This window comes from Aeromonas molluscorum, from assembly GCF_051376105.1.
GTDB classification, from domain to species: Bacteria; Pseudomonadota; Gammaproteobacteria; order Enterobacterales; family Aeromonadaceae; genus Aeromonas; species Aeromonas molluscorum.
Genome location: NZ_JBPQCY010000001.1, coordinates 1,154,850 through 1,176,761 on the forward strand (window position 1 = coordinate 1,154,850; position 21,912 = coordinate 1,176,761).

General features: G+C 61.0%; 29 protein-coding genes, 1 other RNA gene and 1 pseudogene. 9 read left to right on the forward strand and 22 right to left on the reverse strand.

The window, feature by feature from the left end:
- Positions 1–22 precede the first annotated feature (22 nt).
- The 18 genes from ACSMDR_RS05475 to ACSMDR_RS05560 form a co-directional block, all read right to left on the reverse strand.
- Complete coding sequence (locus ACSMDR_RS05475; RefSeq protein ID WP_436467534.1) at positions 23–649, reverse strand: gp16 family protein; 627 nt, start codon at positions 647–649, stop codon at positions 23–25.
- Positions 639–1,145, reverse strand: a complete 507-nt coding sequence (locus ACSMDR_RS05480; RefSeq protein WP_436467535.1) for a hypothetical protein — start codon at positions 1,143–1,145, stop codon at positions 639–641. Before ACSMDR_RS05480 ends, ACSMDR_RS05475 begins: the two co-directional genes overlap by 11 nt.
- On the reverse strand, positions 1,135–1,392 hold the full coding sequence (locus ACSMDR_RS05485) for a hypothetical protein (RefSeq protein ID WP_436467536.1): 258 nt from the start codon (positions 1,390–1,392) through the stop codon (positions 1,135–1,137). The genes ACSMDR_RS05480 and ACSMDR_RS05485 overlap by 11 nt, the downstream gene beginning before the upstream one ends.
- Positions 1,389–1,637 carry a hypothetical protein gene (locus tag ACSMDR_RS05490; protein ID WP_436467537.1) on the reverse strand — a complete coding sequence of 83 codons (249 nt, stop codon included), beginning with the start codon at positions 1,635–1,637 and terminating at the stop codon, positions 1,389–1,391. Before ACSMDR_RS05490 ends, ACSMDR_RS05485 begins: the two co-directional genes overlap by 4 nt.
- Positions 1,613–1,864 carry a hypothetical protein gene (locus ACSMDR_RS05495; RefSeq protein ID WP_103259285.1) on the reverse strand — a complete coding sequence of 84 codons (252 nt, stop codon included), beginning with the start codon at positions 1,862–1,864 and terminating at the stop codon, positions 1,613–1,615. The genes ACSMDR_RS05490 and ACSMDR_RS05495 overlap by 25 nt, the downstream gene beginning before the upstream one ends.
- A 41-nt stretch (positions 1,865–1,905) precedes the next feature.
- An RNA gene (locus ACSMDR_RS05500) (hammerhead ribozyme type II) lies at positions 1,906–1,970 on the reverse strand.
- 6 nt (positions 1,971–1,976) lie between these two features.
- Complete coding sequence (locus tag ACSMDR_RS05505; RefSeq protein WP_436467538.1) at positions 1,977–2,219, reverse strand: hypothetical protein; 243 nt, start codon at positions 2,217–2,219, stop codon at positions 1,977–1,979.
- Positions 2,220–2,230: 11 nt separating this feature from the next.
- Positions 2,231–2,443, reverse strand: coding sequence for a hypothetical protein (locus ACSMDR_RS05510; RefSeq protein WP_436467539.1), 213 nt, complete (start codon positions 2,441–2,443; stop codon positions 2,231–2,233).
- Positions 2,444–2,550: 107 nt separating this feature from the next.
- The gene (locus ACSMDR_RS05515; protein ID WP_436467540.1) at positions 2,551–3,015 is read right to left on the reverse strand and encodes a hypothetical protein; all 465 of its coding nucleotides are present in this window, start codon (positions 3,013–3,015) and stop codon (positions 2,551–2,553) included.
- A complete protein-coding gene (locus ACSMDR_RS05520; protein ID WP_436467541.1) occupies positions 3,015–3,245 on the reverse strand; it encodes an ANR family transcriptional regulator in 231 nt (76 codons plus the stop codon). Before ACSMDR_RS05520 ends, ACSMDR_RS05515 begins: the two co-directional genes overlap by 1 nt.
- 25 nt (positions 3,246–3,270) lie before the next feature.
- On the reverse strand, positions 3,271–3,522 hold the full coding sequence (locus tag ACSMDR_RS05525; protein ID WP_103259281.1) for a hypothetical protein: 252 nt from the start codon (positions 3,520–3,522) through the stop codon (positions 3,271–3,273).
- Positions 3,512–3,847, reverse strand: coding sequence for a hypothetical protein (locus ACSMDR_RS05530; RefSeq protein ID WP_436467542.1), 336 nt, complete (start codon positions 3,845–3,847; stop codon positions 3,512–3,514). The genes ACSMDR_RS05525 and ACSMDR_RS05530 overlap by 11 nt, the downstream gene beginning before the upstream one ends.
- An 8-nt stretch (positions 3,848–3,855) precedes the next feature.
- Positions 3,856–4,464 carry a DUF3164 family protein gene (locus tag ACSMDR_RS05535; RefSeq protein WP_436467543.1) on the reverse strand — a complete coding sequence of 203 codons (609 nt, stop codon included), beginning with the start codon at positions 4,462–4,464 and terminating at the stop codon, positions 3,856–3,858.
- Positions 4,465–4,479: 15 nt separating this feature from the next.
- Complete coding sequence (locus tag ACSMDR_RS05540; protein WP_319893154.1) at positions 4,480–4,803, reverse strand: Kil protein family; 324 nt, start codon at positions 4,801–4,803, stop codon at positions 4,480–4,482.
- Positions 4,800–5,051 carry a hypothetical protein gene (locus ACSMDR_RS05545; protein WP_436468200.1) on the reverse strand — a complete coding sequence of 84 codons (252 nt, stop codon included), beginning with the start codon at positions 5,049–5,051 and terminating at the stop codon, positions 4,800–4,802. The genes ACSMDR_RS05540 and ACSMDR_RS05545 overlap by 4 nt, the downstream gene beginning before the upstream one ends.
- Positions 5,051–5,989, reverse strand: coding sequence for an AAA family ATPase (locus tag ACSMDR_RS05550; protein ID WP_236267791.1), 939 nt, complete (start codon positions 5,987–5,989; stop codon positions 5,051–5,053). The genes ACSMDR_RS05545 and ACSMDR_RS05550 overlap by 1 nt, the downstream gene beginning before the upstream one ends.
- 55 nt (positions 5,990–6,044) lie before the next feature.
- Positions 6,045–8,066 (reverse strand): transposase domain-containing protein, encoded by a 2,022-nt coding sequence (locus ACSMDR_RS05555; protein ID WP_436467544.1) that lies wholly within the window; start codon positions 8,064–8,066, stop codon positions 6,045–6,047.
- 11 nt (positions 8,067–8,077) lie between these two features.
- On the reverse strand, positions 8,078–8,353 hold the full coding sequence (locus ACSMDR_RS05560) for a helix-turn-helix domain-containing protein (RefSeq protein WP_187593171.1): 276 nt from the start codon (positions 8,351–8,353) through the stop codon (positions 8,078–8,080).
- 173 nt (positions 8,354–8,526) lie between these two features.
- Between ACSMDR_RS05560 and ACSMDR_RS05565 the strand changes: the two genes are divergently transcribed.
- The 3 genes and pseudogenes from ACSMDR_RS05565 to ACSMDR_RS05575 all read left to right on the forward strand — a co-directional run bounded on the left by ACSMDR_RS05565 (position 8,527) and on the right by ACSMDR_RS05575 (position 10,711).
- Positions 8,527–9,381, forward strand: a complete 855-nt coding sequence (locus ACSMDR_RS05565) for a helix-turn-helix domain-containing protein (RefSeq protein WP_436467545.1) — start codon at positions 8,527–8,529, stop codon at positions 9,379–9,381.
- Between the two features lie 242 nt (positions 9,382–9,623).
- Positions 9,624–9,887: pseudogene (locus ACSMDR_RS05570) on the forward strand (YbhB/YbcL family Raf kinase inhibitor-like protein); the annotation flags it as partial.
- Positions 9,888–9,898: 11 nt separating this feature from the next.
- Positions 9,899–10,711, forward strand: a complete 813-nt coding sequence (locus ACSMDR_RS05575; RefSeq protein ID WP_436467546.1) for a helix-turn-helix transcriptional regulator — start codon at positions 9,899–9,901, stop codon at positions 10,709–10,711.
- 228 nt (positions 10,712–10,939) lie between these two features.
- On the opposite strand, the gene exuR is transcribed toward ACSMDR_RS05575, so the two are convergent.
- From exuR to ACSMDR_RS05595, 4 genes are all read right to left on the reverse strand, one after another.
- The gene (exuR, locus tag ACSMDR_RS05580; RefSeq protein ID WP_436468201.1) at positions 10,940–11,725 is read right to left on the reverse strand and encodes a transcriptional regulator ExuR; all 786 of its coding nucleotides are present in this window, start codon (positions 11,723–11,725) and stop codon (positions 10,940–10,942) included.
- A gap of 123 nt (positions 11,726–11,848) precedes the next feature.
- Positions 11,849–13,150 (reverse strand): TRAP transporter large permease, encoded by a 1,302-nt coding sequence (locus ACSMDR_RS05585; protein ID WP_005904896.1) that lies wholly within the window; start codon positions 13,148–13,150, stop codon positions 11,849–11,851.
- Complete coding sequence (locus tag ACSMDR_RS05590) at positions 13,150–13,671, reverse strand: TRAP transporter small permease (protein WP_005904898.1); 522 nt, start codon at positions 13,669–13,671, stop codon at positions 13,150–13,152. The genes ACSMDR_RS05585 and ACSMDR_RS05590 overlap by 1 nt, the downstream gene beginning before the upstream one ends.
- 46 nt (positions 13,672–13,717) lie before the next feature.
- The gene (locus ACSMDR_RS05595; RefSeq protein ID WP_436467547.1) at positions 13,718–14,707 is read right to left on the reverse strand and encodes a TRAP transporter substrate-binding protein; all 990 of its coding nucleotides are present in this window, start codon (positions 14,705–14,707) and stop codon (positions 13,718–13,720) included.
- A gap of 424 nt (positions 14,708–15,131) precedes the next feature.
- On the opposite strand from ACSMDR_RS05595, the gene uxaC reads away from it, so the two are divergent.
- The 6 genes from uxaC (at position 15,132) to ACSMDR_RS05625 (ending at position 21,788) form a co-directional block, all read left to right on the forward strand.
- On the forward strand, positions 15,132–16,544 hold the full coding sequence (uxaC, locus tag ACSMDR_RS05600; RefSeq protein WP_436467548.1) for a glucuronate isomerase: 1,413 nt from the start codon (positions 15,132–15,134) through the stop codon (positions 16,542–16,544).
- A 118-nt stretch (positions 16,545–16,662) separates the two neighbouring features.
- Positions 16,663–18,123, forward strand: coding sequence for a tagaturonate reductase (locus tag ACSMDR_RS05605; protein WP_436467549.1), 1,461 nt, complete (start codon positions 16,663–16,665; stop codon positions 18,121–18,123).
- Between the two features lie 6 nt (positions 18,124–18,129).
- Positions 18,130–19,620, forward strand: a complete 1,491-nt coding sequence (locus tag ACSMDR_RS05610) for a UxaA family hydrolase (RefSeq protein ID WP_436467550.1) — start codon at positions 18,130–18,132, stop codon at positions 19,618–19,620.
- A complete protein-coding gene (locus ACSMDR_RS05615) occupies positions 19,617–20,165 on the forward strand; it encodes a YgjV family protein (RefSeq protein WP_436467551.1) in 549 nt (182 codons plus the stop codon). Before ACSMDR_RS05610 ends, ACSMDR_RS05615 begins: the two co-directional genes overlap by 4 nt.
- A 21-nt stretch (positions 20,166–20,186) precedes the next feature.
- Positions 20,187–21,152, forward strand: a complete 966-nt coding sequence (gene kdgK / locus ACSMDR_RS05620; protein ID WP_436467552.1) for a 2-dehydro-3-deoxygluconokinase — start codon at positions 20,187–20,189, stop codon at positions 21,150–21,152.
- 15 nt (positions 21,153–21,167) lie between these two features.
- Complete coding sequence (locus ACSMDR_RS05625; protein ID WP_436467553.1) at positions 21,168–21,788, forward strand: bifunctional 4-hydroxy-2-oxoglutarate aldolase/2-dehydro-3-deoxy-phosphogluconate aldolase; 621 nt, start codon at positions 21,168–21,170, stop codon at positions 21,786–21,788.
- Positions 21,789–21,912 lie beyond the last annotated feature (124 nt).

The window sequence follows — 21,912 nt, forward strand, 5'->3', positions numbered from 1 at the left end:
ACACCTCCAAAATAAAGGCCCATTATTGGGCCTTGTTGTTCAATTCGTCTATGGTCTTGTTTCCATCCAGCACCATGATTCGCGGCGGCCGCGGGCCCGGGTTTTCATAGGCATCCCGGATCAGGTCATAGCCCGGCTTGGCATCATGCCGATGGCTGAGGGTCTCAGGCACCGATTCACCCAGGGCGATGATGGCATCGGTCATCAGCCGAATGTGCCACTTTTTCAGCGCCTCCAACACCCGTTCGGCTTGCACTGACGTGAGCCATTCCGCCCGGTTGATGCCCACGCCGCCGTTGGCATTGGCCGTCATCCGGCGGATGAAGCTGCCCAGGGCATCCTCAGAGCCGTCGTGCAGCAGGCCGTCATTGTTCATGGTGATCCAGATAGCCCGCAGCTTGCGCACCTCGGGGGCTTGCACATGGGTGGCGCTGGGCGGCGAACGGCGGCCAGTCGTGTTGCCCTTCACCTTGAACCCCAGCCCCTTCATGGCGGTGACCACGGCCTCAAGCTGTGCGGCCTTGAGCCCCTTGGCAGAGCGGGAGCCGGTGACCGACTCCAGCAGGGCGCGATAGTCCTCATCATCCAGGCTCAATTCGCGGCGGCCGACGTGCACCAGGGTAAGCAGACGCTTGGCATCAGGCTGCATGGCGACCTCCTACAAACTGGTGCAGGGCGACGAACCGCTGCAGGTGCTCTGGGTCAACTTCTGCCCAGCTGATAAAGCGGGGCTTGCCCTCCACTTCGCGGCGTTTGGCCCGCAGTTGTGTGGGGATGGTCTCGCTGCTAATGCGCGAGGCATCCAGCTCGAAGCCTTCCGCCACCGCCTTCTGGATCAGCCAGCGCAACCAGGAGTAATTGTTGCCTGCTCCATAGACCTCTTTAGCCAGCAGACCCAGATAAACAGTGCCCTGATGCTGGGCCAGATAACGCTGGATGCGGCGCACCGTCAGCAATCCATCATAAGTGATCAGTGAACGTGGCTCGATCAGTCCCTTATCTATCAGGGTGCGGATCCATCTCAGCATCTGCCGTTCAGAACACTCTCCCAATGCCTCGGCCAGCATGGCCGCGCTCTTGTGGCGGTAGTCAGGAACCTGCTTGATCTTTTGCGCCATGGCTTCCCAGCTGTGTTTATTCATCATCGTCTTGCTCCTCATCCGCATCGCTCACCGATAGCGCAGCGACATAAATCTTGTTGGTCTTGGGCGGCTTGCCTTCTCGCCAGCGGGGCACTGTGCTATCAAGCCAGGCCATCGCCTTCTGGTCGTCTTCGGCCTTGGCCGCCTTCACGGCGGCCCGGTTCATCCCCTTATGCTGGCGGGTGACCATGCCGGGCATATTGGCCTTGACGTAGTCCACCTGACGGCGTTGGTAGGCGGTCAGCTTCATGCTGCTTTCTCCTTCCAACGCTTGACGGCGATCTCCCCCTCGCAGGCCTTGCAGTAGTGCTGCAGCCCATCGCAGGATCTGGCGCTGTTCCACACTGACCAGAAGGCCGTGTCTTGCGGCCAGTATTCGTTGCAGCCGGTACAGAGCTTTTCCAGGCCCATCTCGGGATCCAGCCTGGCCTTGCCAGAGGACAGCCGCTTGGCCAGCAAGCCGGGTTTCATCAGTGGCGTGTATTCACCGTGCATACGGCCCCCTTGCCATTCCACTGCAGGCGGTCGGCCTCCAGCTCTGCCAGCAACTGTTCGGCGCCGCGCAGGGCATCGCCGGCCAGATCGTTGGCGTGGTACTTTCTCGCGCCCCGTGACAGGGCAACAAACCGGCGCTGCAGCACCAGCTTCGCTTTCCAATCCAGCGCGATGGCCATCTCGCCATAGAGCCGGTTTAACAGGTTGTTCAGCACTTCTCGGGTCATAGCGTCCTCACTGGTTTCAGGAGTGGGTTATGACCGGGCCCGGTCGGCTGCTCATCAGTGCCTGGCAACCACGCCAGGCAGACGGGGGAAGGCCCCCGTTTCGCGTTATTGCTCAGTTCACCGTTTGCTGACTGAACTTCACACCAATCATCTTGTGTTCGATGAAAGAGGCGGTCCCATACATGCGCTGGACTGCATCGTCATAGCCGACAGTTGCGACCATCATGACCCCAGCAACACTGCACATTTTCATCAGCGCATTACCTGCATCACTGGTTTTATCCAGGCCGCATTCATTCAGGTATTGCTGCAAATATTTCTGAGCCAGTTCTTCGGCTTTCTCTTGTGTAACCATGTTGTTCCCCTTCACTTTTTCAGCGCTTTACGCGCCTTGTTGACGATGGTGGTCAGCATGGCCAGGCGGGAGCGGTGCTTCGCGGCTTGGCCATACTGGTTGATGAAGTCGATGGCCAGTTGCGCATCGGACAGGGCCTGCTGCGGGTTGCTCTGCAGTTGGCACTCCAGGGAGCTTTTGCCATCGGCCACGCTGGTATTGAGCAGGTATTTCACGTTCGACATGTCGGTCACTCCCTACTTCACGATTTCGTACACCGCCCAGGCGGCAGCCGGGATCAGCAGCGCCCAATAGACCGCCACCGCGAGATAGAAGGTCCGGGGTTTGATGCTCATGCCGTCACCTCTTTCAGCTCGCTGACCAGCTCCAGCCCGTCGATCTTCTTGAACTGGCGCACCAGTGCGGCACTGCTGCCGAAGTAGGGAAAAAGGTAGGTCCAGCCATCTTTTTCCGGTTCGGAGCCGAATACCTTTCTAGCCTCCTTGACACCGAATGACCGTTTAAATCTGGCGATACGATCCAGCTCTTTTTTATTCCACCTGGCTTTGAATTTGTGGAAGTGAACCTGTTTGACCACCTTGTTCATGAACTCGTCAGCCGGGTCGATCTCGGCCAACTCCTTCATCCAAGCACCTTTGATGGCGCCATCGATATACACGGCCAGCACCGTGGTGCTTTCGCTCTTGCGCTCGCGGGTGATGTGAATTTCGTGGCCATGCAGCTTGAACTTCACCTGCACCCAGCTGCCTTTCAGCTCGGCCGCAATGGCCAGCCACTGTTCCTTGCTGATAGCCATCACGCCTCCCGCTTGCCGAAACGGTGGATGCAGGTCATGCCCAGGTCGACGCGGGCCTGGGCCCAGTGCTGGTTGATGACGTTCTTGGCAGCCTTCTTGGCCATCACCCACAGATCCAGGGCGGGGATATAGCGCCCCTCGCGCTCCAGTTCGGCGGCGCGGGTGGCCATTGCCATGTAACCATTTGGGTTACGGGCGATCTCGTCGCCCTTCAAAGCCGGATTACTCATGGTGTTGCTCCTGTTTAAATGCGGTTCAGTGCTTGTCGTAAACGGTGACGATTGAGCCGTTCTTCAAGATGAAGTAGGCATGGTCACATTCGAGGATCCGGCGCGGGCTCCATCCCGCCTCGCGCTGCCGGATCCGCCGCAGCTGGCGTTTGCTTGGGCGCCACGCTCGTGACAGGGCGCCCAGCATCTCCAGTTCGCTGCGGCCGGTACGTTGCACCCAACGCTGGAAGGCGTGGCGGGTGACGTACAGCGGGCCATAGCGGGTTTCAAACTCCATCGTCTAAGGCGCTTTCGATATTGCGCATCAACTGGGCGACAGGGCTGTTCTGGTCAACGACCTTGCGACCACTTGGCATATCCACATCGGTCAGCCCGACAAGCCCCAGGCCTTCGGTCATGATGGCCAGCTCTTCTTCGGTGACTGGCCACTCGTCGGGGTTGTAGGGCGGGTTATCGAGCAGCCCGCACATCCAGCCCAGGGCATCCCGCACACCTTGCTCATAGGTGCCATCTTCAAACTCGGTGCCCTGGTCTTCGCTCCGGTCTGCCAGCAGTTGGGCCAGCGCCAACTGCTTGATCACTTCTGGGGTTAGGTTCTTCATGGCGGGCCTCACAGCTTCGACCAGTCGATGACGATGGCCTTGTAGCCGCCGTTGTCGGTCTTCTCATAGAACCGGATGTACTCGGCCTTGCCGACCACGGTGATAGCGTCGGCGATGGCTTTCATCGCCTCTTTCCACTCGGCATCCTGGATGTCGAGCTTGCGCAGGGAGAGCACCTGGTTGACGTCCACATGGCCGCCCTTGTTGACGCGGAAGGCGTGGTCCACCAGGGCGCGGATCTCGCTGCTGCTGCCCTCGCTCCAGCGGCCGATGCAGGCGTCGATCAGGGTCTTGGCGGTCTGCAGGCGCTCGTCGAACTTGCGGTGCTCGCCGATGGCCCTCACCACCTGGAAGCGGCCATCAAAGCTGGTCAGGGTGACGTTGCCCTTGGTGCCGCCGTACTGCACGCCGTACTCGGCGGCCGACAGATCCATGAAGGCTTCGATCTCCTGGGCGATGCTGGCCTTGCGGGCCAGCAGGCGCAGCTTCTCTTCGTGCGCCTCGTTGCACAGGCGGGTCACCAGGTCATCGCGCAGCAGGTCGAGCGGGGCGATCAGGGACTCCGGTACGAAGTGGCCCAGGGCGTTCTTGCGCAGGTTGTCAGGTTGGTTGGTCATTGCTGTGTACTCCTGTTAAGCCGGAAAGCCGGCGGCGCGGTGGTGCAGGTACTCAACCGCGGTCATGTTGCCGGTCAGTTCGAAGTCGTCTTGCGGCAGGTCTTCGTGCCAGTGGACGATGCAGCCGCCGAGGCGGGCGGCGTAGGCGCGGCGGCGCAGCCCGTTGACCTGCTCGTTCAGTTCGAGCGCGTCCCGTTTCAGCTCGTCGGTGGGGTAAGCGATCTCGATCATGGGGCGTACCTGGGCAGCCTTGACGGCCAGCACCTGGCAGCCACTCTTGCGCAGGGTGGCGATGACGCGCTGGGCGATGACGCCGATGCTGTTGGTGCGAATGTTCATGCGTTCTCTCCTTGTGAATCACGGGTCAGCGGCGCCCAGAACAGGTGCAGCTGGTCTTCGTCATAGGCTTGCGCCAGGCCTTTCTCGTTCTCGATCACCACCTCGCCATCACTGCGGCTCACCTCGCGTCCCTTGATGCCGCTCAGCAGGTGGACGTGGGTTAATCGACCAGTCCACGGGACGGGGTTGCCGAACTCCTTTTCAAGGCGCCGTCTGATTTCGGCGTCTGTATTGGGTCCAAGGGCCATCACTCCCCCTCCAGCTTGTTGAAGGTGTGCAGCAGGATCTGCTCGGTCAGCGGTTCGCCGCCCGAGTACATCACCGCCAGCTTCAGGTTCTTGCTGACCAGACGCAGGGCCCCCGGGCGCTCGCTGATGCGCAGCAGCAGATCCAGCTCGGCCGCGCCGGTGATGTTCCAGGCGCTGGCGAAGGCGAGCACATCGGCCTTCTTGGCCTTGGTCAGGGCGCGTTTCATGGCGATGCGAGAGAACAGGCGGGCAAAGTCCTCGCTGCGCGGGCCGCCGGTCAACTGGGTGTAAACCCGGCTGTTGCCGACCAGCACCAGGCCCACCTCGACCTCCTCGGCCAGGATGCGCAGCTCTTCCAGGGTGGGGCGGTCTACGTGGTCCGCTTCGTCCACCACGATCAAGCCCTTGGTGTTGCGCAGGCGACGGCGCAGGGCGCGGGCCAGGGGGCCACGCAGGCGCGGGGCGTTTTCCATGCCCAGCTCCATGGCCAGCTCGTAGAGGCATTCGGTCATGGTGGCGCGGCTCGGACTGGTGGTGATCACCCAGACGTTGTTGTTATTGCGCTGGAACTCGCGCAGGGCGGTCGTTTTTCCCACGCCAGAGATGCCGTGAATGATGACGATGCTCTGGGTGGTCAGCGCATAGCCCATGTCGGCCATGATCTGCTTGGCGGTTTCGGTCATCACAAAGCCGGGATCGCGGGGGGCATCGGCCCGCTGGTCGCGGGCGGTCAGCCAGTTGGCCAGCTTCTGCACCATCGCGGTTGGGTCCGCCTTGTAGTTGCCATTGAGCAGCTGGTTGACGGTCGAGCCGGAGACGCCGATCTCTTTGGCGATCTGCGCCTGAGTGACGGTGCTCTGTTCCAGCAGGGCTTTGACGCGGGCGATCACGTCGCTGCCGGTGTTGCTGTTCTGGTCTAAAGTGACTACGTTTGACATGTAAATCTCCTTTCAGGCGGCCCCACAGGCCGCTTTTTTCTTGGGTAAACGCCGGTTAAATCCGGCTTTTCTTCAACGTGGCCAGAGCCAGCTCGTTGGCTGCGATATAGCGAGCCTCGTAGTCGACGACTGGGGCGGGTTCGGTCTGGGGTTGGTTGGCGACCAGCGGCGCGGGCTGTACCGCCAGGGCGGCATTGCCGAGCGCAACCGGGCGCACCATCTCCACCACCTTGGTTTCGGGGGCTGGCTCGTCGCTGATGCTGGGCAGCAGGGCGGCCGCTTCGAGGGCAGACATCCCTTGCTGGGCCAGCGCGGCGGCCTTGTTGGCCTTGACGAACTGGGTGCGGCGGCGCTTGTGCTCGCGGGCCTGCTGGGTATCACCAAAGGCGACTTTTCCATGGCATTCCGCTTCGCAGATGGTCTGGCCTTGCAAGGTGGTGACGATCACCGCCTCGTGCAGGCGTTGGGGGTCAAACTTGGCCACCACTTTCTGCCCGGCGTATTGGGCCAGATCGGGGTGGTAGTAGCGGTTGTTGCGACTGGCGATGGCGCCGCCTGCCTCAAGATGAATGGAACCGTGCTTGCTGACGCGGGTGGCTTCGGCCTGCAGCATCATCATCATCAGTTGCTCGCGGCTGGCCTTGCGCACGGTGGCCTGGGCATAGCTCTGGGCGAAGGCCTGGTCAAAGCTCATGACGCCCCGGCAGGCTTCGGTCTGGCGGCCCAGCTTGGCGTTGTACTGGGCGACCCCTTCGGCCACGACGCGCAGGAACTCGTCGGCACTCACCGCCCGTTCACCATAATTATCCGGCTTGGCCATGGGGTTGGGGCCGGTGTAGCAGCCAGCCAGCGCCGGGTGTTTGTCGATGATTTCGTCCAGCCCGCCCACGCCGAAGGCACGTTCGATCGGCTTGGCCTGACCGTGGCCCTTGCCCAGCAGCACGCTGGACCAGTGCAGCTTGATGCCCAACTGAGGGATCAGGCCGAGCGGGTCGTCTGGCTTGACCTTGAAGCGGTAGCGGTTCGGCACGCCCCCGGTCATCCATTTGTTGGCGGCGGCGCGGGTGTTATCGATGGTGATCTCGCGTGGGATGCCGTATTGGCTGCAGACGTCCATCAGGGACAGGCGGATGCTGTCGGTGTTTTCGCTGATGTCGGTGCGCCAGCCCACGATCTTGCGGCTGTAGATGTCTTGCCAGAACCAGGTCTTGGGGCGGATCACCTCGCCGTTGAACCACTTCACGAAGACGTTGTGCAGGTAGCCGTCGCCGTTGACCCACTCCATGGCATCCAGCCCTTCGATGGTGCGCTCCTGCGGCGGGTAGAGCTGCATCAGCGCGTGCTCGCCCTGGCGCAGCATCACCTGCTGGGGGTTGGGCACTTCCAGATCCAGGCGGCGCATCAGGCTGGTCAGGCTGGGCACGGCCCAGGCTTGATCGCGGGCGGCCAGCTTCAACCGCTCGTAACAGGCGGCAGCGGTCGGCTGCTCGCGGCGCAGGTAGTCGGCCTTGAAGTACTCCCAGGCTTGATCGCTGACGGGGGCCAGACGGGCGGCGCGGCTTTCGGTGGCGGCTTGCTGCTGCTTGGGCACCAGCACAGCCAGCCAGTCGCAGTCATCAAACCCCTTCACGGCGGCGCAGTAGCGGCGCAGGGTCGGCAGGGCGATGGCGAACTCGGCGGAAATATGCTGGTAGGCCTCCATCAGGGTGCTGCCGTTTGCCACCAGGGCATGCACGGCTTGCACCGCTTTCAGGCGGTCTTTGGCCTTGGCGTGGGCCTTGTCATTGGCCTTGCTCCAGTTGGCCCAGAGCTGCTCTTTGCAGTAGCGCGGCGCCTGTGGCTTGGGCAGATCCAGTGTCATGCCGCCGACCTTGACCTTGCCGGATTTGCGCAGCAGGGCGGCTTGGACAACCGGCGGCAAGATGCTGATGTGGTATTCGGTGGCTTTGCTCCCTTCGCGCTGGCGGGCTTTCTCAGGATCGGATGAAGCCAGATCCTTCATGATGTTTCTGATTTGGCGGTCTGTTGTTGGCATGCCTGCTGTGCCTGCCAACTCAGATGAGGTGAACCACTCCATCGCGATGCTCCTCAACTGGCCTGTTGCAGGTTTTGATAACGGCTAGGCCAGATGTCTTTTGGTTCAAGACCAAGAGCACCAGAGATGATTTTTTCCCCTTTCGGCCATGGCAAGCGGAATGCGTTTGCCAGTGTGCTGGCCGCCAGTCCGTTGGCACGGCTCAGCGCGGAGATGGTCATCCCCTTTTTCTTGAGAGCGGCGACGACATCAGCACGATGCCAGTCAACATTTCCGCTCCCCTCCGGTGTCTTTTTCTGCGAGACTATTTCGCTAACTTGGTAACTCATCTTTGTAACTCCGTCTGGTTACTCGTCTTATTAACCAGACTATAAAGACAAAACGGACGTGAGATCAAGCGAATCGGAAATTTATTTTTCCGTTGTTTCCGATTCGACTTTTCAGAATCACTCCTCAATACGCATACAAAGCCAATACAAACAATTGGTTACGGGATTCGGAAATGAGTGAACATGAATCGGAAGTGATTTCCGATTCCCAGGGTGGGAATCGGAAATTGTGGGTCACTGCAAAAGAGGTGGCCGGGCTAGAAGGAATGCCGACGACAGACCGCCGTACCAGGGACATCCTGGACGAGTGGGCGAAAGGAAAGGAGGGGGCCCGGCGCAAGCGTTCTGGCACCAAGGCATTCGAGTATCACATCTCAGTGCTACCCAAGGCGGTGAGCGATCAGTTATCGCCGCCGAACCAGGACGGAGTGGCGACGTGGGTTCCTGGCGCTGGTGCAGCGTTAAGTGCCCCCATTGTCACAGTGGCTGGCGGGCCGATGGCGGCGGCAGCTGGATTTCCATTCCTTGGGGCCGCTGCAACAGTGGGATCCGTTGCTGGAGGTCTTGGTAAACTTCTTGGTAGAGATATTAGTATTGAAGAAGAATCAATAAGTTATAAAACAAGAAGACATGATGATGTCGTTGAACTGCGTTTCTTCATAGAAGAGCCAGAGCTTTTCTTGAATGAGATGGGTGGCACCTTCCCGGTCTCTTCCAAGTGGCTGAAATGGCGTGGGTTCGAGCCAAGCGATTTGGCTTTCTTTGTGCAGAACGGCGACAGCATGGCGCAGCGGATCAAGCACCGCGACACCGTCATCATCAATAGCCGCGACAACCGTCTGGCTGATGGATCCCTCATGGTCGTTGAAGTCGACGGCGCCGCGCTCATTCGCAATGTGCAGAAGATCCCGGGCGGATGGAGCCTGAACTGCGAGAACCCGCGCTATGAGCCAATCACGCTGCCTGTCGATGCTGATGAGGTGTGCAAGGTGATTGGCCGCGTTGTGCGCATCATCAACGAAACGTGATGTCGGTTTAAAGCCTGTTTAAACCCGGTCTAATGAAATCGGCTGTGATCAATTCACTAGCGATTTTTCGCCGCTTTCGGATCCGTTGATCATTCCGTGGATCCGCACCAACGAAAACGGCCTGCAGAGTTTCGATCGCTCTACAGGCCGCATGCTTCTTGGTTTCCCGATCCCATCTATTCCCTCAAGATCCCACTTATTCCCTAACCATTCCCAGTGATCAATTCAATAGGTCCTATACACCCGCCAACCAGAGCGCACTGGCCAGCAACGCCTCCGGCAAGCTCAAGCAGGGGCTGGAGCTTAGAACCGACTTCGGCAGCCAGGGTTACGGCGGCCCCTGCCCCCCGGCCGGGCACGGCATGCACCGTTACCAGTTCACCGCCTGGGCCCTGCCCCAGGATCTCGAGGTGAAGGCAGATACCCCGCCCGCCATGGTAGGCTACATGCTCAATGCCATGGCGCTGGGCAAAGCCACCCTGACCGCCACCTTCGTCACCCCCTAGGAGCCCGCCGGATGAGCACTCCCCTGCTGCAACTGAATCACTATTTCGGGATCCGCCAGCAGCCCCTGCACAGGGTGCTCATCTATGCGCCGACCCTCATCTGGGTGCAGCAGGGCCACAAACAGTTGTGGTGGCAGGAGAGGCGCCTGTCGTTTGACAAGGGGAGTTGGCTGCTGATCCCGGCGGGCCACCAGCTCACCTTCGTCAACCAGCCCGAGCAAGGCAAATTCAGCTCCCATGTTCTGACCCTGCTGTCCCCACCCCCGGCGCAGTGGCTGACAGACTCACCACCCGATCCAGCCTCCCCCATAAAAGATCCCAGGCTGACAGTGACCCCCGAGCTGGCATTTTGCTTCGATCTGGTCTGCTCCATGGCGCAACGCAACCTGAGTGAAGCCACCCAGACCGAGCTGCTGCGCGGCTTCTATGCCGAGCTGCAGGCTGCAAACGGCCTGGCACTGCTTTTTCCCGCCAGCACCATGAGCCTGGGTGAGCGGCTCGCCCGTTATCTGAGCGTGGAGCCTGGCGCCAACCATACCCTGGCGGGCATAGCCCCGCATTTTTCCATGAGCCGCGCCTCCCTGGTGCGCAAACTGGCCGCCGAGGGGTGCAGCTTTCGCACGCTGCTCACTCAGATACGCATGAGCCATGCCCTCAGCCTGTTTCAACAAGCCCTCACGCCATTGGACGTGGCCCTCGCCTGCGGTTACGACTCCCCCAGCCGCTTCGCAGCCCGCTTCAAGCAAGAGTTCGGCCTGACCCCCCAGCAATATCTACACACCTGCCCCTCAACTGACAGGCAGTCGCAAGTAACCCGTTGTTGAAGTGCTGTGACTTGCAGTCAAATGAGGCGCTCACATCAGGGGCTGACAACGACATGGAGAGAGGTGCAGGCCGACAATCGCCCATGGCAATGCTGCTCGCCTGACGGCAGACAGCGTCACTAACCTTGCGCTATGACTCAGTTTTCCTTATCCATCTGACATAAAAAACCCCGCGAGCAAGCTGGCGGGGTTTCTCGTTGACTGTCGTTCACAACCTCTCGTCTGTTGTTACTCGTTGACCACCTCGTTCATCACTAGGTGCACCACGGGATTTTCGGAGAAAAGATAGCGATCATCGTTCATCTCATCATCAAAAGTGGTGGCCTGGAACAACATCTGCTTGGTGTTCTCCAGGTGCTGCCACATGGCGAGCTTGGCGGCCTGGGGATCTTTTCGCATCAAGGCCTTGAGGATCTGATCGTGATCGTCACACCAGCTGGCGATGGCCTTGTCGTCGATATGCTCATGCAGCTTGCGCCAGTAGGGGTTGCGTTCGCGGTGCAACCAGAGCTGCTCGGTCAGGATCACCAGCACCGAGTTTTGCGTCGCCTTGGCCACCTGAATGTGGAACTGCTTGTCCCATTCAGAGTCGCGGGCCCTGTCTTCATTGCGGGCAAGGGCCTGGATCTTGAGCAGCTCCATGATGTCCTGCTTGGTCACCTGGGTCGCGGCAAATTCGGCGATGTTGCTCTCCAGCAACTGGCGCGCCTGCAGCAGCTCGAACGGACCTGCGGTCAGCAGGGCATCGTCCAGGGTCGGCGCAGGCTCGGCGCTCTGACTCTCCCGGGCGATGACATGGATGCCAGAGCCTTTTTGCACCGCAACCAGCCCTTCGACTTCCAGCATGATGATGGCTTCGCGCACCACGGTGCGGCTCACCTCCATCTCCTCGGCGATGAGTCGCTCCGCGGGCAGGCGTTCACCGACCTTGTAGCGCTGACTGGCAATCCGTTGTTTCAACTCGGCGGCGACTTTCTGATAGAGCCGTTTTGACTCGAAGACATCCACATTCATGTCACTCACACCTTGGCCTCTCTGCTGCAAGCGCCCGGCATGGTGCTCGGCGCGATAACTTGTTATACCAATTTAACTCAAAATGAACAGATGAGCCAGAGGCTCACCTGTTCCGCGCACTTATCAATGCATGCCGAACAGGCCCGGCAAGAAGAGGCTAAGCGACGGTATATAGGTCACCGCCATCAGACTCAGCAGCAGCACGAAGAAGAAGGGCAGCATCGGCTTGATGAGGGCTTGCAACTTGACGCCCGAGACCGAACAACCAACGAACAGCGCACTGCCGACCGGTGGCGTGCAGAGGCCAATGCAGAGGTTGAAGATCATCATGATGCCAAAATGCACCGGATCCATGCCCAATTCCGTGACGATCGGCAGGAAAATGGGGGTGAAGATCAGCACCGCCGGGGTCATGTCCATGAAGACACCGACGATCAGCAGTATCACGTTGATGATGAGCAGGATAACCAGCGGGTTATCAGACACATTCATCAAGGCGTCGCTGATGGTGTACGGGATGTCGGCATTGGTCATGGCCCAGGACATGCCCACCGAGATGCCAATCAGCAGCAACACTATGGCCGTGGTGATGACGGAGTCGAGCATGATGCCTGGCAAGTCCTTGAGCTTGACCTCGCGGTAGATGATCACCGACAGCACAAAGGTATAAACCACGGCGATGGCAGAGGCCTCGGTGGCGGTGAAGATGCCGCCGAGTATGCCGCCCATGACCACCACGACCAGCAGCAGGCTGGGGATGGCATCCCAGAAGGCGCGCATCACCATGGCAAATGAAGGTCGTTCGGCAATAGGGTAACCACGGCGCTTGGCGATGATGGTGCCCACCACCATGATGCTGACCCCCATCAGGATGCCAGGCACATAGCCCGCCATGAACAGGGTCGCCACCGAGATGCCGCCAGCGGTCAGGGCATAGATGATCAACACGTTGGAGGGGGGGATCAACAGGCCGGAGATGCAGGAGGTGACGTTGATGGCGGCAGAGTAAGCCGGATCATAGCCTGCCTTCTTCTGCATGGGCGCCATAGTGCCGCCCACCGCTGCCGCGGCTGCCACCGCAGAGCCGGAAATGGAGCCAAACAGCATGTTGGCCATGACGTTGACGTGACCAAGGGAGCCCGGCATGCGGCCCACCAGCACCTGGGAAAAGTTGATGAGACGCTGGGCGATACCGCCGCAGTTCATCAGAGTGCCCGCCAGGATGAAGAAGGGGATCGCCAGCAGGGAGAAGCTGTCGAGGCCGGTCGCCATCTTCTGGCCGATCACCGCCAGTATGGTCTCCAGCGGCAGCATCATCAGGCCGGAGGCCAGGGTTGCCAGACCGATGGAGAAAGAGATGGGCACGCCCGCAAACACCAGCACGAAGAAGGAGCCGAACATGACCAGAGCTATGGTCCAATCCATCAGATGTTCTCCTCTGAGGGGGCAAGATCGGGGCTAGGAGCCAGGCTGTCGAGCAGGGTCTCCAATATGTAGAGCACGCAGTAATAGCTGATGATGAGACCGCTCAGCGGCAACACCATATAGACATAGGCCATCGGCAACTGCATGGCCGGAGAGACCTGGCCCGTGCTGTAGACCTTGGTCACCAGGGTGAGACCGCCCCATACCATAGTGCTGCCGGCAAACAGCAGTACGCAAAAATCAACGAACAGCTGATTGATGAGCTTGGGGGCACCTTTCAAATTGGAGACAAACAGGTCGATGCTGAGATGGCGGCGCTTGCCGGTGGCATAGGCTGCACCCAGCAATCCCACCCAAATCATGCTGAAACGGGCGATTTCATCGGTCATGGTGCTGGGCTGGGACAGCACATAACGGCTGAATACCTGCCAGACCACGCAGACCACCAGCATGGCCATCACGGCCACGGTGAACCCGGCGAGCAACCTGTCGATCGGTCGCTTGAACTTTTCAAGACGCATTGCAATTCTCCCGGGAGGGCAGCCAGGACCGCCCTCCCCTAATAGTTTACTGAGCGGCTTCGTTCTCGATCTTGCTGAGCCACTCGCCGCGCACCGGATCCTTGCGGAAATCGTCATACAGGGGAGCCAGCGCCGTGCGGAAGGCCTCCTTGTCGACCTTGATAAAGGTGGCGCCCGCCTCGGTTGCCTGCTTGCGCGATGCCGCCACTTCCTTGTCCCACAGCTCCTGCTCATAGGTTTCGGAGTGCTTGGCCGCCGCTTCCAATATCTGTTTCTGCTCGTCGGAGAGCTTGTCCCACACCTTGGTGGAGATCACCAGGAAGTCCGGTACCGAGGTGTGTTGATCTTCGGCATAGAACTTGGCGACCTCGACGTGACGGGTCTGCACATAGGAAGGTTCGTTGTTCTCGGCACCATCTATCACCCCTTGCTGGAGCGCGGTATAGACCTCACCGAACGGGATCGGGGCCGGGGCGGCGCCAAGCAGCTCGATCAGCTTGATGGTGGTCGGCGTGGCGACGACCCGGATCTTCATGCCTTTCATGTCAGCCGGGGTGTGGATCGGCTTGTTGGCGTAGAAGCTGCGCGTCCCGGCCACATAAGCGGCGATGGAGACGAAGCCCTTGTCCCGGGTCTCAGCCATCATGGCATGGCCAACCGGGCCATAAATCACCTTGTTGAAATGGGCCTGATCCTTGAACAGGTAAGGCAGGCTGAAGATGGAGAAGGCTGGGGAGAAGGGCTCCATCTCGCTGGCGCTGGCCTTGGTCATGTCGAGGGCACCATTTTGCAGCAGCTCCAAGGTTTCACGCGGGCCGCCCATCTGGCCACCCGGATAGATGCGCAGCTTCATCTTGCCGTCGGAGGCGGTGCTGATCTCCTTGGCCATCTGGGCCAGGGCCTGATGCACCACATGATTGGTATCCAGGTTGTGCGCCAGCTTCAGAGTGACCTTGTCCATGGCATAGGAAGAGAAGGCGGCCAGGGTCAGCGGAGCGGCCATCAGGATAGCGGCGGCGAGTGTTTTCATTTTCATTGGAGCGGGACCTCAAGTGTGTGTGTTGTTATCTGCTAGACCTCTTCCCTGAGGAGTCAGTCTTAATGTCCTACATCTTTGTGTGGCCAACTGTAATTGGTAGAACATCTATGAATATTGAGAACCATCACAAAAAATGAAGACCTCACAATTTCGCTGTCATAAACCCAACACGGGTCACATTTTGAGCCCACAGGAAGACAAAAAGGGAAAGAATGACTCCGAATATCGCGCAATATCACAACTTTGGTGAGGCTTCATCGTAAAAGAAGCCTCAATAAGCCCCCTTTTTACCTGAATAGGATTATTTTGTGACCTGGCTGGTATTTTTACGTCAAGGTGACTAGACGAGATGTCTGGCAAGGCGAATAATTGGTCCAACAACTATTCCATTCATCGAGATCCCTCGTACGGAGCAAGCCGAATGACCGCCTTCATGACAGATGACTTTCTGCTGGATACCGAATTCTCTCGCCAGCTTTATCACGGCTTCGCCGCCGGACAGCCGATCTTCGATTATCACTGCCACCTGCCCCCGGCCCTGATTGCCGAAGACCACCGCTTCGCGAACCTGTACGAGATCTGGCTCAAGGGCGATCATTACAAGTGGCGGGCCATGCGCTCCAACGGGGTCGACGAGCGCTTCTGCACCGGCGATGCCGATGACTATGCCAAGTTCCAGGCCTGGGCCGGCACAGTGCCCCAGACCATAGGCAACCCCCTCTACCACTGGACCCACCTAGAGCTCAAACGGCCCTTCGGTCTGACCGGCACCCTGCTGGGGCCGCAAACGGCGCGGGAAGTGTGGGATTTTTGCAACGACAAGCTGGCCCAACCCGAATTCTCGGCCCGCGGCATCATGGGGCAGATGAACGTCAAGATGGTGGGCACCACGGATGACCCCGTCGACGACCTGCGCCATCACGCCACTGTCGCCGCCGACAGCAGCTTCGACATCAAGGTGCTGCCGAGCTGGCGTCCGGACAAGGCCTTCAACATAGAGGCCGACGGTTTCCTCGACTATCTGGCCCGGCTTGGCGAGGTGAGCGATGTCGAGATCCGCCGCTTTGCCGACCTCACCCGGGCCCTGGGAGTGCGCCTGGACCACTTCGCCGCCCACGGCTGCAAGATAGCCGACCACGCCCTGGATGAGGTGCTGTTCGGGCAGGCCAGCGAGGCCGAACTCGATGCCATGCTGGCCCGCCGTCTGCGGGGCGAGACTCTGACGCTGACCGATGTGGCGGCCTTCAAGACCGCCGTGCTTATCTATCTGGCCGGGGAGTACAAGCGGCGGGACTGGGTGCAGCAGTACCACATCGGTGCCCTGCGCAATAACAACAGTCGCCGCTTGCTGAGCCTGGGGCCGGACACCGGTTTTGACTCCATCAATGACGCCCCCATGGCCCGGGCGCTGTCGCAGTTGCTCGATGCCCAGGACCGTCAGGATCTGCTGCCCAAGACCATTCTCTACTGCCTGAACCCACGGGACAACGAGGTGCTTGGTACCATGATCGGCAACTTCCAGGGTGGCAACATCCCCGGCAAGATGCAGTTCGGCTCCGGCTGGTGGTTCAACGATCAGAAGGATGGCATGGAGCGCCAGCTGACCCAGCTCGCCCAGCTTGGTCTGCTCAGCCGCTTCGTCGGCATGCTGACCGACAGCCGCAGCTTCCTCTCCTATACCCGCCACGAATATTTCCGCCGCATCCTGTGCCGCATGGTAGGTCGCTGGGTCGCCGAGGGCGAGGCACCGGCCGATCTGGCCCTGCTCGGCGCCATGGTCGAGAACATCTGCTTCAACAACGCGCGGGACTACTTCGCCATCGAGTTGAACTGACCCCACAACAGGCGGTGAGGGATCCCTTGCCGCCAGCCGGCACCCATCCGAGTCAAACCGTGCCGCACTCATACCACCCAACCGGGGAGCCCGCTCCCCCATGAGGAATGACAACAAGATGCAACGCCTGAATCGTGACGCCTTTCCGGGGGCCCAGTATCCGGACCGCGTGATCCAGTTTGGCGAAGGAAACTTCCTGCGCGCCTTCATCGACTGGCAGCTGGATCTGCTCAATGAACACACCCGCCTCGATGCTGGCGTGGTGATAGTGCGTCCCATCGACAGCGATTTTCCGCCCAGCCTCAGCACCCAGGGTGGCCTCTACACCACCGTCATTCGCGGCCTGGACGAGTCGGGTGACGCGATCAGCACCCAGCGGCTGATCCGCAGCGTCAACCGCGAACTCAACTGTTATCGCCAGTTCGACGAGGTGCTGGCCCTGGCGCGCAACCCCGATATCCGCTTCCTCTTCTCCAATACCACCGAAGCGGGCATCAGTTACCACGAGGCCGACCAGCTCAGCGATGCGCCACCGGTCAGCTTCCCGGCCAAACTGACTCGCCTCTTGTTCGAGCGGTTCACCCACTTCAATGGCGCCGCCGACAAGGGCTGGGTGTTGCTGCCCTGCGAGCTGATCGACTACAACGGCGAGGCCCTGCGCGAGTTGGTGCTGCGCTACGCCGCAAAGTGGCAGCTGCCCGCCGCCTTCCAGACCTGGCTGCGCGAGCACAACACCTTCTGCTCCACCCTGGTCGATCGTATCGTCACCGGCTTCCCCCGGGACGAGCATGCCGAGCTGCAGGCGCAGTTCGGCTATCAGGATCAGTTCGTGGTCACCGCAGAGCACTTCTATCTGCTGGTGATCCAGGGACCAGCCTGGCTCGAGCAAGCCCTCTGCCTCGACCAGATGCCCGCCGAGCATGCCCTCAATATCCGCATCGTCTCCGACATCAAGCCCTACAAGGAGCGCAAGGTCGCCATCCTCAACGGTGCCCACACCGCCCTGGTGCCGGTCGCCTTTCTGGCCGGTCTGGATACGGTCGGTGACGCCATGGCCGATGAGCAGGTCGGCGAATTCGTGCTGCGCATCATGAGCGACGAGATAGTGCCCACCCTCGACTTGCCCAAGGATGAGCTGCTCTCCTTTGCCCGTGACGTACAGAGCCGTTTTCGCAACCCCTTCATCAAGCATCAGCTGCTCGCCATCGCCCTCAACGGCATGACCAAATTCCGCACCCGTCTGCTGCCGCAACTGCTGCGCTACCAGCAACAAGGGGGCTTGCCGCCGCGCCTGAGCTTCGCATTGGCGGCCCTGCTGGCGTTTTATCGCGGCGAGCGTGAGGGTCAGCCCTATCAGCTGCAAGACGATCAACCCTGGCTCGATGCCTACGCCCGTCTCTGGCCCGCAGTCGAGCGCGGCGAACTGGCCCAGCGCGAGCTGGTGTGCGAGATCCTCGCCAACGCCGAGCACTGGGGTCAGTCCCTGTGCGATATTCCGGGTCTGGTCGAACGCGTCGATCACTGCCTGACCTCCATTCGTGAGCGGGGGCTGCGCACGGCGCTGGCCACCTGCTGCTGAGGAACCATGATGCAAGCCGTTATCCGTATTCACCCCGCTGACAATGTGCTGGTCAGCCTGCGCGACCTCGCTGCCGGCGAGGTCATCGAGCATCAAGGCATCACCCTCACGCTGGGGCTGCCCCTCGCCCGTGGCCATAAAATCGCGCTGGTCCCCCTCGCCCAGGGAGAGCAGATCATCAAGTACGGTCTGCCCATCGGTCATGCCACCGCCGCCATCGCGCCCGGTGAGCATATCCATCACCACAATCTGGCCACCAACCTCAACGATCTGGACGAGTACAGCTATCAGCCTGAGCTGGCCGAGGTCAGCACGACGCTGCCGGACAGGGAGATCCAGATCTACCGCCGCCAGGATGGCCAGGTCGGCATTCGCAACGAGCTGTGGATATTGCCGACTGTGGGTTGCGTCAATGCCCTGGCCAAACAGATGAAACAGCAGATAGAGCGAGACGCCGATCTCCAAGCCATCGATGGCGTGCACCTGTTCAGCCACCAGTACGGCTGCTCCCAGCTCGGCCAGGATCACCTCAACACCCGTACCCTGCTGCAAAACCTGGTACACCACCCCAACTCGGGGGGCGTGCTGGTTGTGGGCCTGGGCTGCGAGAACAACCAGATAGCCGCCTTCAGGGAGACGCTTGGCGACTTCGACGAGTCCCGGGTGCGTTTCATGGTGTGCCAGCAGCAAGATGACGAGGTGGAACATGGGGTGGGGCTGCTCACCGAGCTACTCGCCCGCATGAAAGAGGACCAGCGCCAGCCGGGGCGTCTGGGCGAGCTCAAGTTCGGCCTGGAGTGCGGCGGATCCGATGGCCTGTCCGGCATCACGGCCAACCCGCTGCTCGGCTGTTTCTCCGATTATGTGATCCAGCACGGCGGCACCTCGGTGCTGACCGAGGTGCCCGAGATGTTCGGCGCCGAGCGCATCCTGATGTCCCGCTGCCAGGATGAGCTGACCTTCGACAAGACGGTGCTGATGGTCAATGAGTTCAAGCAGTACTTCATCGACCACCACCAGCCCATCTACGAGAACCCCTCCCCCGGCAACAAGGCGGGTGGCATCTCGACCCTGGAGGAGAAATCCCTCGGCTGCACCCAGAAGGCGGGCCAGAGCCAGGTGGTGGATGTCCTGCCCTACGGCGCCCGTCTGCAGCGCCCCGGCCTGAACCTGCTCAGCGCCCCCGGCAACGATGCCGTGGCCACCAGCGCCCTGACCGGTGCCGGCTGCCACATGGTGCTGTTCAGCACGGGCCGTGGTACCCCCTATGGCGGCCCGGCCCCCACGGTCAAGCTCGCCACCAACAGCGATCTGGCCAGGCGCAAGCCGCACTGGATCGACTTCAATGCCGGCACCCTGATAGAGGGCACGCCCATGAACAGCCTGCTCGGCCAGTTCGTCGATCTCATCGTCGAGATAGCGAACGGCAAGCCGACCTGCAATGAGCGCAACGACTTCCGGGAGCTGGCCATCTTCAAGAGCGGAGTCACCCTGTGACGGCCGAGCTCGGCTGGCTGGCCCCGCTCTGGACCCTGTTCCAGCAGCAACCCCTGGCGCAAGGCATCGGCCTTGCCGCCATGCTGGTCGGGGTGAGTGCCTTCCTGCAGCGGGACGACAAACGCTTTCGACTGAGGCTGTGCCTCTACCAAGCCGCGATCGCCTTCCACTTCGCCCTCATGGGGGCGAGCACGGCGGCGCTCAGCGCGGGGCTCAGCTGTGGTCGCACCATCGCCTCGGGGCGCACCCGCAGCCCCTGGGTGATGCTGTTCTTCCTGGTACTGGTCTGGGTGCTGGGCATTCCCAGGATCACAGAGACGGTGCAGTGGCTGCCCATCATAGGCACCACCATAGGCACCTGGGGGCTGTTTCGCGCCCACGGCATCGCCCTGCGGCTGTGCATGCTGGTCGGTGGCCTGTGCTGGACCAGCCACAACATCTTGATAGGCTCCATCGGCGGCAGCCTGATCGAAACCACTTTCCTGTTCGTCAACTGTCACACCATGTATCGCATGTGGCGACATCCCTTGACGAGCACTCCCTAACTTTTGCAAGGAGTCATGACCATGACCCGACAGATAGCCGTGATCGGCGAATGCATGGTGGAGCTGCGCCGCGCCGCGCAGGGCCTGCTGGCACAGGGCTTTGGCGGAGACACCCTCAACACAGCCCTCTACCTTGCTCGCCTGGGTCAACCGTCAGAGGATCAGCCCCTCGGCAGTCAGGCGCTGCAGGTGCGTTATGTCACGGCACTCGGGCAAGATGGGCTCAGCAGCCAGATGCTGGCGGCCTGGCAAGCGGCAGGCGTCAACATCGACTGGGTGCAGCGCCTGGCTGACAAGGCGCCCGGCCTCTATCTCATCGACACGGCGGCAAACGGCGAGCGATCCTTTACCTATTGGCGCAATGACGCCGCCGCCCGCTATTGGCTGGAACGCGAACCGGCCGACGCCATCCTCGCCGCGCTGGGCCAATGCGAGCTCATCTACCTGAGCGGCATCAGCCTGGCCATCTTGCCCGCCGCCTCGCGTCAGCGTCTGATGACGGCCCTTGCCAAGGCCCGTGCCCAGGGTGCCCGGCTGGTATTTGACAACAACTACCGCCCCCGGCTCTGGGCCGACCAGGACACGGCAAGAGCGGCCTACGCCGCCATGCTGGCCCAGACCGACATCGCTCTGCTGACCCAGGACGACGAAGTCGCACTCTGGGAAGATCCTTCCCTGGAGCAGACCATAGTGCGCACCCAGGATCTGGGCGTGGCCGAGATCGTCATCAAGCGCGGCGCCGAGCCTTGCCTCATCGTCACGGCGCAGCAGCGCAGCGAGGTCGCCGCCACCCGGCTTGATCCGGCCCTTGTCGTCGATACCACGGCCGCTGGCGACTCGTTCAGCGCAGGCTACCTGGCCGCGCGCCTGCAAGGTAGCGACACCACAGCGGCGGCCCACGCCGGCCATCGCCTCGCCGCCGCGGTCATTCAATACCCGGGGGCCATCATCCCCCCCTCTCACATGCCACAGTCCCCATGCCACTGAGTAAGGAAATCGACCATGTCTGATCTCATCGCCCGCCTCGAAACCCTCAAAGTGATCCCCGTCATCGCCCTGCAAGACGCCAAGCAGGCAGCCCCCCTCGCCCGCGTGCTGGTCGAGAACGGCCTGCCCGCCGCCGAGGTGACGTTCCGTACCCCGGCCGCCGCCGAGGCCATCCGCCAGATGCGCACCGCCTACCCTGAGTTGTTGATTGGTGCCGGTACCGTACTCACCCGCGAGCAGGTCGATGCCGCCATCGACGCCGGGGCAGATTTCATCGTCAGCCCTGGCTTCAACCCCACCACGGTGCAGTACTGCCTGGACAAGGGCATTGCCATCATCCCGGGGGTCAACAACCCCAGCCTGGTCGAGCAGGCCATGGAGATGGGCCTGCGCCAGCTCAAGTTCTTCCCGGCCGAACAGTCCGGCGGCATCCCCATGCTCAAGGCCCTCGGCGCCGTCTACCCGGTGCGTTTCATGCCTACCGGCGGCGTGACGCCAGCCAATCTGCAAGATTACCTGGCGCTGGATTCTGTGATCGCCTGCGGTGGCACCTGGATGGTGCCCGCCAAGCTTATCAATGAGGAGAAATGGGACGAGCTGGCCCAGCTGGTGCAGGAGGCGGTTGCCGCCCTCTGAGCCCGACACCGCTCTTAGCAACCCCAAAGCCCTTGTTCCAAGGGCTTTTTTTATGCGCGCCGAGGGATGGCGGCCATAGCCGCTTGCAGAGTGGCGCTAATTCATGAAACCAATTTATCCACCT